Source organism: Mesorhizobium sp. M0633, assembly GCF_040320645.1.
Lineage (GTDB): Bacteria > Pseudomonadota > Alphaproteobacteria > Rhizobiales > Rhizobiaceae > Mesorhizobium.
On record NZ_JAMYQC010000001.1, the window covers coordinates 160,094 to 171,563 of the forward strand.

The 11,470-nt window shown below is 61.0% G+C and carries 9 protein-coding genes; 1 reads left to right on the plus strand and 8 read right to left on the minus strand.

Translation table 11 applies throughout. The features are described from left to right. Nucleotides 1-36 precede the first annotated feature (36 nt). The 8 genes from NKI47_RS00745 to NKI47_RS00780 all read right to left on the minus strand — a co-directional run bounded on the left by NKI47_RS00745 (nucleotide 37) and on the right by NKI47_RS00780 (nucleotide 10,209). The gene (locus NKI47_RS00745) at nucleotides 37-1,716 is read right to left on the minus strand and encodes a formate--tetrahydrofolate ligase (protein WP_023679514.1); all 1,680 of its coding nucleotides are present in this window, start codon (nucleotides 1,714-1,716) and stop codon (nucleotides 37-39) included. Nucleotides 1,717-2,023: 307 nt separating this feature from the next. Continuing rightward, the gene (locus NKI47_RS00750; protein ID WP_023679513.1) at nucleotides 2,024-3,148 is read right to left on the minus strand and encodes a DUF2333 family protein; all 1,125 of its coding nucleotides are present in this window, start codon (nucleotides 3,146-3,148) and stop codon (nucleotides 2,024-2,026) included. 15 nt (nucleotides 3,149-3,163) lie between these two features. Further along, on the minus strand, nucleotides 3,164-4,462 hold the full coding sequence (locus tag NKI47_RS00755; protein WP_031212593.1) for a DUF6638 family protein: 1,299 nt from the start codon (nucleotides 4,460-4,462) through the stop codon (nucleotides 3,164-3,166). Between the two features lie 198 nt (nucleotides 4,463-4,660). Then, nucleotides 4,661-6,571 carry an AAA family ATPase gene (locus tag NKI47_RS00760; RefSeq protein WP_023679510.1) on the minus strand — a complete coding sequence of 637 codons (1,911 nt, stop codon included), beginning with the start codon at nucleotides 6,569-6,571 and terminating at the stop codon, nucleotides 4,661-4,663. A gap of 24 nt (nucleotides 6,572-6,595) precedes the next feature. Continuing rightward, nucleotides 6,596-7,741 carry a hypothetical protein gene (locus NKI47_RS00765; RefSeq protein ID WP_352586748.1) on the minus strand — a complete coding sequence of 382 codons (1,146 nt, stop codon included), beginning with the start codon at nucleotides 7,739-7,741 and terminating at the stop codon, nucleotides 6,596-6,598. A 35-nt stretch (nucleotides 7,742-7,776) separates the two neighbouring features. Further along, nucleotides 7,777-8,865 carry a hypothetical protein gene (locus NKI47_RS00770; protein WP_023679508.1) on the minus strand — a complete coding sequence of 363 codons (1,089 nt, stop codon included), beginning with the start codon at nucleotides 8,863-8,865 and terminating at the stop codon, nucleotides 7,777-7,779. Nucleotides 8,866-9,080: 215 nt separating this feature from the next. Beyond that, nucleotides 9,081-9,470, minus strand: coding sequence for a c-type cytochrome (locus NKI47_RS00775; protein ID WP_023679507.1), 390 nt, complete (start codon nucleotides 9,468-9,470; stop codon nucleotides 9,081-9,083). 127 nt (nucleotides 9,471-9,597) lie between these two features. Next, nucleotides 9,598-10,209, minus strand: a complete 612-nt coding sequence (locus NKI47_RS00780) for a thymidine kinase (protein ID WP_023679506.1) — start codon at nucleotides 10,207-10,209, stop codon at nucleotides 9,598-9,600. 237 nt (nucleotides 10,210-10,446) lie between these two features. Between NKI47_RS00780 and NKI47_RS00785 the strand changes: the two genes are divergently transcribed. Further along, nucleotides 10,447-11,382: a choline ABC transporter substrate-binding protein gene (locus NKI47_RS00785; protein WP_023679505.1), complete on the plus strand. Its 936-nt coding sequence runs from the start codon at nucleotides 10,447-10,449 to the stop codon at nucleotides 11,380-11,382. Nucleotides 11,383-11,470: the final 88 nt, after the last annotated feature.

An 11,470-nucleotide genomic window follows, 5' to 3' on the forward strand; every position in this document is an offset into this window, starting at 1 on the left:
TTGCGGCGCCCTTTGCCGTTCAAGCGTTGATTATCCCTAAAACAGGCCTTCGATCTGGCCCATTTCGTTCAGGAAAATCTTTTCCGAGGATGGCGCTTTGGGCAGGCCGGGCATGGTCATCACCTCGCCGCAGATGATGACGACGAAGCCGGCGCCGGCAGACAGCCTGACCTCGCGCACCGGTACGGTGTGGCCGGTCGGCGCGCCGCGCAGATTCGGATCGGTGGAGAAGGAATATTGCGTCTTGGCCATGCAGACCGGCAAATGACCGTAGCCGGCGTGCTCCCAGGCGTGGAGTTGGTCGCGCACCGATTTGTCGGCGATCGCTTCGGAACCGCGATAGATGCGCTGGACGATGGTGTTGATCTTCTCGAACAGCGGCATGGCGTCGGGATAGAGCGGGGCGAATTGCGACGCGCCGGATTCGGCCAACGCCACGACTCTTTTGGCCAGTTCCTCGATGCCGGCCGATCCCTGAGCCCAGTGCTTGCACAGGATCGCCTCTTCGCCCATCGAGGCAACGTAGTCCTTCATCGCCTGGATCTCGGCCTCTGTGTCGGAGTAGAAATGGTTGATGGCGACCACAGCCGGCACACCGAACTGACGGATGTTCTCGATGTGGCGGCCGAGATTGGCGCAGCCCTTCTTGACCGCCTCGACGTTCTCCTTGCCGAGGTCCTCCTTCTTGACGCCGCCATTCATCTTCATGGCGCGAACCGTGGCGACGATGACCGCCGCGGCGGGCCTCAGGCCGGCCTTGCGGCATTTGATGTCGAAGAACTTTTCGGCACCGAGATCGGCGCCGAAACCGGCTTCGGTGACGACGTAGTCGGCAAGCTTCAGCGCCGTCGTCGTGGCAACGACGGAGTTGCAGCCATGCGCGATGTTGGCGAAGGGGCCGCCATGCACGAACGCCGGGTTGTTCTCCAGCGTCTGCACGAGATTGGGCTGCATGGCATCCTTCAAGAGTACGGCCATGGCGCCGTCGGCCTTGAGGTCGCGCGCATAGACGGCCGACTTGTCGCGACGATAGGCGACGATGATGTCGCCGAGGCGCTTTTCCAGGTCCTTCAGGTCGGTCGACAGGCACAGGATGGCCATGACTTCCGAGGCGACTGTGATGTCGAAACCGGCCTCGCGCGGGAAACCGTTGGCGACGCCGCCGAGCGAACAGATGATCTCGCGCAGCGACCGGTCGTTCATGTCCATAACGCGGCGCCAGACGACACGGCGGGTGTCGATGCCGAGCTCGTTGCCCCAATAGATGTGGTTGTCGATCAGCGCCGACAGCAGATTATGCGCGGTGGTGATGGCGTGGAAATCGCCGGTGAAGTGGAGGTTCATGTCCTCCATCGGCACGACCTGCGCGTAGCCACCGCCGGCGGCACCGCCCTTGACGCCGAAATTCGGTCCGAGCGAAGCCTCACGGATGCAGACGATGGCCTTCTTGCCGAGGCGGTTGAGGCCATCGCCCAAGCCCACCGTCGTCGTCGTCTTGCCTTCGCCGGCCGGTGTCGGGTTGATGGCGGTGACGAGGATCAGCTTGCCATCCTTGTTGCCCTTCACCGACTTGATGAACTCGGCCGAGATCTTCGCCTTGTCGTGGCCGTAGGGCAGAAGATGTTCGCTCGGAATGCCGATCTTCTGGCCGATCTCCTGGATCTGCTTCTTCCTGGCGCCGCGCGCGATCTCGATGTCGGACTTCACTTCGGCCATGGACGACTTCCCTCTGAATTGGACGGATTTGACTAGTGTGGTCGCAAGAATAGCCCGGCATTGCAGGCGCGGGCATGTTCTACCCCTGTCGCTGCCGCGGCGTCAACTTTCATGCAACTATGTTTCCTACGAAGAAAATGCCTCTGCGGCCGGCTGCCCTGCTACAGGTTCTTTTCGCGCCGGTTGCCGCGCCGTATAGAAGCCAGAGCAGGCGCGGTTCCGCCGTCTCAAAACAGCCGCGTAATACGCGAAAAGCGACAGAAGCAACGGCGCAAATTCACCAGCGCCGGCTGTGCGGGACGATCCGCTACTGCGTCAGCACGTTGCTGATCTCGACCATGTTCGAGCGCACCCTGAGTATGTAAAACCCCATCGTCGTCAGATGTGTCGGCAACAGCCAGCCGTCCTCGCGGCCATTGGCGATGATGAAGGGCTGGATGCGCAGCGCCGAGACGAATTGCGCGTCCATCGTATCCCACAGGTTCTGCAGGTGCTTTTCCTTGATGACGTCCTCGAAGTCGGCCTGTGCGCCCTTCATCAGCCCGTAATAGGCATAGAGCTGGCCATAGGCGAACCAGAAGCGGTCGTCGGCGCGTGTGTCGAACCAGCCATTATTGTGGTTTTCGGCACGCTCCTTGAGGATCGCCGAGGTGGAACCGATATCGGACGAAATGCGGTCGATATACTGCTTGAGATTGTCGGCGCGGGCATCGAATGTCGCCTGGCAGGCTGCGAGGCGGGCGTTGAAGGAACGCAGCTTGCGCACCGCGTCGCGATAGTAGCTCGGCGTCGGCGTCTTGGGCCCGAACGGGTTCAAGCCGAAATACCAGGTTTCCTCATCGAACTGCAGATTGCCGCGGGCGTCCTGCAGGTCGGCGTCGATCTGCGAGGTGGTGCGGACGCGGCCGAGATTGTCGGCAAGCTCGGTCGCCGTGCGCCGCACCGCCTGGTTGATGCCGCGCTGGAACGACGCCTTGTTGTCCATGAACGGCGTGTGGTCCCAGTCGATGCCGAACAGGCCGAGCTTGTAGAGGATCATCGACGACACCCAGGCATTCTGGTTGACGTTGAAGTCGGTCAGGTCGGCAGCGACCTGGGCAATGGCTGAATTTCCGCAGGTCTTGGCCGTGTCGGTGCCGGCGCCGGCGGAAACCTGTTCACCGGCGGAGCTGTTGCGTTTTTCGAACGTGTATTTGTCGACGTAATTCGGGTCGAAATTGTTCCACCACTGGGTGGCGTAGAAGAAGTTGACATAGAGACCGATCAGCACGAGCACAGCCAGGCCGAGCACCGCCTTCAGGATCCAGCCGCGTTGCGTGTACCAGCGCCCCGCCCACAGGAACGGCCACAGGATCGCGCCGATGAGCAGGCCGATGCCGCGGCCAATCCACTGGAAAATCCGGGTGAAGAAATTCACGATCGGATCAAGCATGGCGATGTCACCCCCTCAGTCAGTCAAGCCGTAGAGGCGTGTGCGAAACGCCACCTTGTCCTTCAGATATGTGGTTTTCAGAACGTCCACAACATGCGATCGCCAGGCGTCGCTGAAGCCTTCATAGTCCCTGTAGAAGCCCGGCTTGTTGAAGACGTAACGCGAAACGAAGTCCTGCGGCACGAAGTCCGAGATCAGCTGGTTGGTCAGCCAGGCGTCGGGATGGTCCGGCTTGGCGCGGATGACCAGGAAGCGCTGCTGCGGGAACACGTCCTCGATCTTGAGATGGCCGAGCTGGGCGATCTCGCGCTTGGCGGCGTTGAGGAAGGGAAAATTGCCGTCCCTGGTGATCAGATCGGTATGGCCGTGGATCCAGGTCTGCAGCCAGACCTTGTCGACGTCGGTCAGATTGCGGTCGGGATCGGCGTCGCGGATCAGCGCGCGCACCACCATTTCGGCGCGATGCTCGAGATAACCGGAGGTTTCGATCCATGAGGCGCGCGGCAACTCGAGGCGGCCGGTCGAGGCGAGGAACTTGAATACCTTGTCGGCGTCGTGGATCGAAAGGTAGCTCACCTGCCATGGCCGCGAGCGGCGGAAGCCCGGCGCTGCCGGGTCGCTGATCACCGTCGTCACGTCGGGATCGACGAACACATAAAGTCCGCCGAAATGGCTGGTCCAATAGGCATTGTGGCGGAAGATCACCTGGTCCGGCACCAGCGCATTCTCGCGGATGTCGCCGCAGATCTTCGCCAGCTCGACCATGTGGGCAAGCATGGCGTTGTCGCGCCAGGCATCCGGTTCCTGCTTCAGCCGGTCGACCAGCTTGCCGAGTTCAGCGGCCTTGCCGAGCACATCCTCGGCCGACAGCACCTTGAATTCGACCTGATTGATCGACAGCAGGTCCTCGATGTCGTCGACCTTGGGGACCGAATCCTCGATCTCGCCGTAGATGACGTCCTTGATCGTCAGCGCATCGATGGCGCGCTGGTTCTTGGACATGAACTCGTACATCAGCAGCGAAGTGTTGGAGAACGCCGTGTGCACCACCGGCAGGTCGATCTGCGACGGCGTCAGGATGATGAAGCGACGGTTGACCTCGTTCGGATCGAGGTAGCTGTAGTCGCCGCATTCCTCGGCGACCTGCGGCGAGAAGCCAGTGCGATCGATCTCGAAGCTTTTCAACTTGGTCGGCTTCAAGCCGAACGCGACCATCGCCTTGTTGTAGCGCTGGATCAGGTGCGGCTCGTCGATCGTCAGCAGCCGGCCGTAGATCAGCTCGTTGTCGCGCAACAGATCGGGTTTCTTAGCCATTATTCCTTCTCCCCGTTCACGGGGAGAAGGTGCCCGAAGGGCGGATGAGGGGCGCGAACGCTCCTTCTCCCCTTGTGGGAGAAGGTGGCCGAGCGAAGCTCGGTCGGATGAGGGGTGTTCCAGCTTGACGAATACCCCTCATCCGTCGCCTTCGGCGACCCCTTCTCCCACAAGGGGAGAAGGGGGCGTCGGCGCATCTCACGCATTCCACAGCCCCTTTTTCTTCATATCCTCGATCTCGCGGACGGCACGCTCCCGCAGACGGGTGTCGCGGATCATCTTGGTCACCGCCGCATCATCGGACTTGTCGGAATAGCGGAACTCGGAATCCGCGTAGCGGTTGATCTCCTGCATGACCATGTCCATCGAGAATGGCCCGCGCAGCTCCTCGATCATGGCTTTCTTGTCGTCGTAACCCTTGTGCATGAAGGCTTCCGGCTTTTCGAACCACTCGTCCGGCAATTCGATGTCCATGGCGCGCATCTTGATGGCATCGGTGACGTTCTTGATGGCGCGACCGGTAAAGCGCGGCTCGGCATCCTTGATCATATGCAGATAAGTGCCGATGTCGGCCATCGTCTTTGGCGCGCCATTCTCCTTCATGTAGCGCTCATAGACCTTCATCAACCCGTCTTCCTGTGGCTTCTCATGCTCCTCGTAAGCTTCCATCACCGCGCGCTGGATCTCTTGCGCCACATAGAGCTTGTGGTCGCCGAGCGGGATCTTGTGGTTCTTGCCGGCGAGCAGAACGAAGATGTCGATGTAGTCGTCGCGGCTCTGCGGGCCGTCGACCAGCCAGCGCGCGCCGGCGCGCTGGCGTAGCGCGTCGTCGACGTTTTCGGGATAGTTGGAGAACATGCCGAACGAGCAGTTGCCGCGCACCACGGTCGCCGCACCTCCAAAGGCGTCCATCAGGACGCCGGTGATTTCCTGCTGGCCGGCCGAGGCGCGGTCGTCGGACCGGCGTGCCGCCACCTGGTCGATATCGTCGATGGTGCCGAAGCCGATGACGCGCGGGTTCAGCACATTGTTGATGAACTGGCGGCAGTTCTGGCCGGACTTGCCCTGGTAGGAGGAGATCTGGTCGACGCCGAAATTCTCGTAGGCGAAGGGATAACCGGCGACCTGGCAATAACCATTGAGAAGACCGGCGATCATCTGGATCAAGGTTGTCTTGCCGGTGCCGGGCGCGCCATCGCCGATAAAAGTGAACAGGAAGCCGCCGAGCTCGACGAACGGGTTCAGCTCGCGCTCGAAGTCATAGGCCATCAGCATCTTGGCAAGCTTGACCGACTGGTATTTGGCGATGTGGTTGCCGACGACCTCTTCCGGTTTTTTGAAGGTCATCACCAGCGGCTTTGCCCGCTTACCCGGCGCGACGTCGAAGCCGTCAAGGGTAAAATCGTCGACGTCGATGCGGATATGCGCGTTCTCGAACGGACCGATGCCGTCGAAGCGGCCCTTTCGCGCCAACAGCCCGTCGATGGCGACGCGGGCAAAGGCGCGGGCGCGGGTCATCAGGTCGGCATCGTCCTTCGAACCCGCTATCGCCCTGTCGAGCCCGGCCACGATCGACTTCACCGCATCCTGTGGCGTGTCGAACAGAAAGTCCGGCTCGGGCGTGTCGTTCGGCGCCTCGCCGTCGCTGTCGATCAGCTGGAACAAATAGGAGGCAAGGCTGAAGGCGGAGATGTAGGCAGAGGCCGACAGCAGCTTCTTGAAGGTGGCAGCTTCATCGCCTTCGAGCGGCGCGCGGGCGTTTTTCGCCTGCAGACTTTCGAGGTCCGAGCCCTCGGCGAAGACATCCGATATGGCCAGCGCTATCGCTGTGCCGCGCCGGGCGCGAAACAACAGCGTGTGCTGCGGGATAGTCAGCAACTGGTCGTCGGAATGGACGGCGGCGACGGTTTTGGAGAGCTCGACCTCGCGCGTGCGGCGCACCGAGCCGACCGAGACGGTAGAGACGAAGCGGCGGTTGGTGCCGGCAAGCGCGGTGCCGGACTCGCGCGATGGGTCCTCCAGCACGACGATGCGAGTGATGAAACTTTGCGCAGTGGCACGGTGCTTTTCAATTGCCGCTTCCGGGATGGTGGTCAGGCCGGTGTCCATGGAGGATGCTCCGCGATTTGATGGTCAGACGTCGCTGATGACCTGCCCTTTGGACAGGATGTGGACCTTGTAGCCCGAAAAGATCTTCTGCGCCTCGCCGGCGGCATAGAGCGCCTGATAGGCCTCGTGCGGAATCAACGCATGGTTCTCATAGCTCGACACGCCTTGCCGCGCGGCCTCGAGATCGTCGGTATTGATGAAGAATTCCTGCGTCGTCTTTTCGCTCGAAAACAGCCCCTTGCGGCCTGGCTTTTCGGCCTTGGAAAAGACCTCCTGGATGGTCCAGGTCAGCAGCCAGGCGTTTTCCGGCTTGCGCACCTTGGCCAGCACTTCGCTCACCGTCGAATTGTTGTCGGTAATCCCTGCAGAATAGAACGGGCCGAGCACGACGCGACGCAGTTGCTTGGGATGCAGCGGCTCGAAATCCTTGTCGAGGTTGACCGCGATGGTCGCCGGCGACAGCGCGTAGGCGGAATTCTTCTCGGTGAAATCGTCGAAACGGTGGGCAAGCTCGGGATTGAGCAAGCCGTCGACCGGCAGCGGAATGTCGACCCTCTCATTAAGTTTGCCACTGGAGTCGACAAGCTGCCGGATCATGTCGTCCGAGGAATCCTCGACCGTCACCATATACACAAGCGGCAGGTTGGCGCTGCCGTCGAAGCAGGCCCAGTGGACCAGATAATAGGGGCGCAACGTCTTCGGATTGACCGACACCTTGACCGTCTGGGCCAGCGTGAACGGGCCGAAGGTGGTCTCGCTCTTGACGTCCTCGAGGAAAAGCCGCTCGGCCATCGACTTCTGCAGCGCTTCGGGAAATTCCTTGTGGCGCAGGATGAAGTCCGCCATTTCCTCGCGCAGCTCATCGGCCAGCGGAAGGTTGGCGAGGCGCGCATCGGCCTGGAGCCGGTCGTTCTCCAACTCGAGCAGGTTCTGGAAGACCGGAAAACCGCTTTCGGCGCGCGAGATGCGGAACGTCTCGGTGAAGCCCAGCCGGTTGCGCCAGCACGAGAACGACTTGTCGAGCCGCGCAATATATTCGGCGACGACCTTGGCGACGATGCCGTGCCGATAGAGCGGCGAGCGATCGTCGCGCATGAACACTTCGAGGCCGCCAAGTGCCGCCGTGATCGCCGAGAAATAGCGCGCCGCAGCTTCGTTTTCGGGGGTCATGCTGCCAGCCCTTGGGAGCAGTGCACGTGCAGCAATTACGATTGCACGTAATTTGCCGAATTGTGCTTCTTCATCACATCGTCGAAGCGGCGGGCGAAGGCATCGTCGGCGAGCTTCTTGCGGCGCTGGATGTCGGCGGTGGCGACCATGTTCTTCTCGTGCATTTCAAGCAGATCGCCGATGTGCTTTTGCGAGGCGGCACCAATGCCGGCCATGGTCTCTTCGGCGGTGTTGTCGACCTGGCTGCCCAGCGTGTTGATCTTGTGGGCGACATCCTGTTGGGCGGCGGTCTTCAGCGAATCTTCCAGCGCCTTGTACAGAACGATGCGCTGCTCGGTATCGATGGTCAGCTTGTTGATCAGCGTCGATTGCGCCGCGATCTGGTTGTTGAGCGAATCGACGAAGGTCTGGAACATCGAGGTGTAGCGCTCCAGCGTCTGGCTTTCGGCCAGCAATTCCTGCTCCTTGGCCTGCTTCTCGTTGTATTCCGTGGCCAGTTTCGAGCGTTCGCCTTCCAGTTGCGTGCGCACCTTCTGGCTGGTCGAGGCGGCGATCTTGTTCTCGATGTCGAGCAGCATCGGGTTGAGCTCCTCGATGCGCTTCTGCACGGTCTCGAGATTGGACATGGTGGTCTTGCGGCGCTCGATCACCTGCGACAGGCTGGCCTCGGAGGTCTTGTAGCGCGTGTCGAGAACCTGCTTCTGAGCCTTGAGGATGCCGACGATGGTGTCGGATTTCGCCAGCAGCTCCTGCAGATTGCCGGCCAGCGACATGTTGCGGACGCGGTCGGTGCGCAGGCGCTGCTTGCGCTGGCTGGAGAAGACACCGACGAAATTTTCCCAGCCGGTGTAGTTCTTCATGCTCTCGAATTCGGCGCCGAAGACGTTGGTGGCGTCCTCGAGGCCGATAATCAGGTCGGCGATATTGCCTTCCATCACCTTCTGCTGCTTCAGCACATCCTCAATGCGGGCATTCTCGATGTCGAAATTGGCGTCGCCGATCTTCTTGTCGGCGGTGGCGAGCGTGTCGAGCACAGTACCGGACTGCTCGATCTTGGTGCGCATGTCCTCTACGACCTGCTTGGTCTTGGCAATCTCGGCATCGAAATTCTGCAATGTCGCCATTGGGGCCTCCCGCTTCGGCATCGGTTTCGTTTCGCAAACCGCCGCGAATATATGTGCCGGGTTTGGCGAATGAAAGACGGAAGACATGGGATTACAGGAAAACAAAAGAATTTCAGGAGGCCGACCGCAGGATAGTCAGGCAATGATTACGGTGTAACTGCCGTCCGGTCAGACACCGCTTCAACCGCGGCTGGACTTTAGGTCGGGAGCGACGCTCAGGGCTTGGGATCGGCCTTGAGGTAGGCGATGACATTGGCGATGTCGTCGTCGCTGGTCAGGCCGGAGAAGGCCATTTTGTTGCCGGGGACCTTCTGCCGCGGCGCCCGCAGGTATTCGGCGAGGTTTGCTTCGTCCCAGACCAGGCCGGCGGCGCCGGCGTCCTTCATCCCCTGCGAGTAGCGGCTGAGATAACTGTCCGCGGTGCCGGCGGTGCGGCCGACGACACCCAGCAGATGCGGGCCGACCTTGTCGTGGTCGCTCGTGGCCTCATGACAGGCCATGCATCTGTTGAAGACTTTCTTGCCGAGAGCGGCATCGCCGTCGGCATGCGCGGCAAGAGCGCCGGCGATGAGGAAAGCAGCGGCAGACGAAATGGCTCGAAGCATGGGAACTCCCCGACGGCTCTGGCTGAGAGGTTCTGAAATAGCAAGCAGGCCTTAAACAAGCGCCGCACGATGGCGCGATTGGTGAACGAATGTCGGCCGGGAGGTCGGATGAAAGCAATAGCGCTGGTCAGGTTTTGGTGAAGCCGATGAAATCGTCGGGCACGGCGCGGCCCATTTCTTCTTCCCAATGGCGGCGGCAGAGCGAGACATAGACATCCTTGCCGATCGCCACCTGTTCGCCCTGTTTCGCCACCTTGCCGTCGGCGCCGAGGCGCACCACCATCGTCGCCTTGCGGCCGCAACGGCAGATGGTGCGCACCTCGCGCAGGTCGTCGGCGATTGCCAGCAGGGTGCGCGATCCGGAAAACAGCTTGCCTTGGAAATCGGTGCGCAGGCCGTAGCACATGACCGGGATGTTCAGCCGGTCGGCGATGCGGGCGAGTTGCCAGACCTGCTCCTCTTCGAGGAACTGCGCCTCATCGACGAAGACGCAATGGACCGTGGCGTGGTCGTGATGCTCGGCGACCCGGGCAAACAGATCGTCGCCGTCGCGGAACATCTCGGCTTCCGTCTCCAGGCCGATGCGCGACGAGATCAGCCCGGTATCGCCCTTGCGGTAGTGGCCGGCGATGAACAGCATCGTCGTCATGCCGCGCTCGCGGTAATTATACGAGGCCTGCAACAGCATCGTCGTCTTGCCGGCATTCATCGTCGCATAATGGAAGTACAGCTTGGCCATGCCGTCCTTTTAAGCCGAGTTGCAACAAAGCGGGGAGGGGGAGCGCCTACATTCCACCGGGAAAAGGCGACTTCCATCCGGAAAGCGGCGGGCGTGTCGCTGATCGGCCAGCCTGCGCCGTTGTTCGTGATTGCCTTAGTGCTTGAAACCGCAGCAGAATGATGTTTGGCTGACGGAACAAAGGCGGAGATAAAACCGTCGCTTCGCTTCACCGAGAACTGAAATGGGAGAATTTTCATGTCGCGTATGAGTTCATTCGTCGCCGGCCTCGGCCTGGCGGCTTTTCTATCCACGACTGGGGCCTTCGCCGGCGATCCGGAAAGCTGCAAGACGGTGCGTCTGTCCGATGTCGGCTGGACCGACATCCAGGCGACCACCGGCGTCGCCTCGGTGCTGCTCACGGCGCTCGGCTACGAGCCGCAGGTGATCCAGCTTTCGGTGCCGGTGACCTATGCGTCCCTGAAGAACAAAGATCTCGACGTGTTCCTCGGAAACTGGATGCCGTCGATGACCAACGACATCAAGGACTATGCCGCCGAAGGCTCGGTCGAGACCGTCAGTGAAAATCTCAGCGGTGCCGGCTACGGCATCGTCGTTCCGACCTATGTCGCCGATGCCGGTGTCAAGACGCTGACCGATCTCGGCAAATTCAAGGACAAGTTCGACGGCAAGATCTACGGCATCGAGGCCGGCAATGACGGCAACCGCATCATCCTCGACATGATCAAGGATCCGAAGACCAATCTCGAAGGCTTCGAACTGGTCGAATCTTCCGAGGCCGGCATGCTCACCCAGGCCGACCAGTCGATGAAGAACAATGAATGGATCGCCTTCCTCGGCTGGACGCCGCATCCGGTGATGGGCGCCATGAAGATCACCTATCTCGAGGGGATGGGAGATAGCGGCTTTGGTGCTGCCACCGTGCATACCAATGTACGCAAGGGCTACATGAGCGAATGTCCGAACGCCGGCAAGTTCATCGCCAATCTGAAGTTCAACCTGGACATGGAAGGCGAGATGATGGACGCGATCCTGAAGGGCGGCGACGCCAATACGGTCGCGACCGACTGGCTGAAGAAGCACCCGGACGCGGTCGCTCCCTGGATCGCCGGCGTCACCACCTTCGACGGCGGCGATGCGGCGGCTGCGGTGAAAACGGCGCTCGGAAGCTGACCCGACCATCTGGCATGACGAGACAAGGGGCAGCCACGGTAGAAATGGCTGCCCTTTTTCATATCCTGTGACAAGATGACCGTCCGGC

Coding starts and splice junctions, on each gene's coding strand:
- NKI47_RS00745 (WP_023679514.1), bottom strand. CDS start 1,716: ATGGCCGAAGTGAAGTCCGACATCGAGATCGCGCGCGGCGCCAGGAAG.
- NKI47_RS00750 (WP_023679513.1), bottom strand. CDS start 3,148: ATGCTTGATCCGATCGTGAATTTCTTCACCCGGATTTTCCAGTGGATT.
- NKI47_RS00755 (WP_031212593.1), bottom strand. CDS start 4,462: ATGGCTAAGAAACCCGATCTGTTGCGCGACAACGAGCTGATCTACGGC.
- NKI47_RS00760 (WP_023679510.1), bottom strand. CDS start 6,571: ATGGACACCGGCCTGACCACCATCCCGGAAGCGGCAATTGAAAAGCAC.
- NKI47_RS00765 (WP_352586748.1), bottom strand. CDS start 7,741: ATGACCCCCGAAAACGAAGCTGCGGCGCGCTATTTCTCGGCGATCACG.
- NKI47_RS00770 (WP_023679508.1), bottom strand. CDS start 8,865: ATGGCGACATTGCAGAATTTCGATGCCGAGATTGCCAAGACCAAGCAG.
- NKI47_RS00775 (WP_023679507.1), bottom strand. CDS start 9,470: ATGCTTCGAGCCATTTCGTCTGCCGCTGCTTTCCTCATCGCCGGCGCT.
- NKI47_RS00780 (WP_023679506.1), bottom strand. CDS start 10,209: ATGGCCAAGCTGTACTTCCATTATGCGACGATGAATGCCGGCAAGACG.
- NKI47_RS00785 (WP_023679505.1), top strand. CDS start 10,447: ATGTCGCGTATGAGTTCATTCGTCGCCGGCCTCGGCCTGGCGGCTTTT.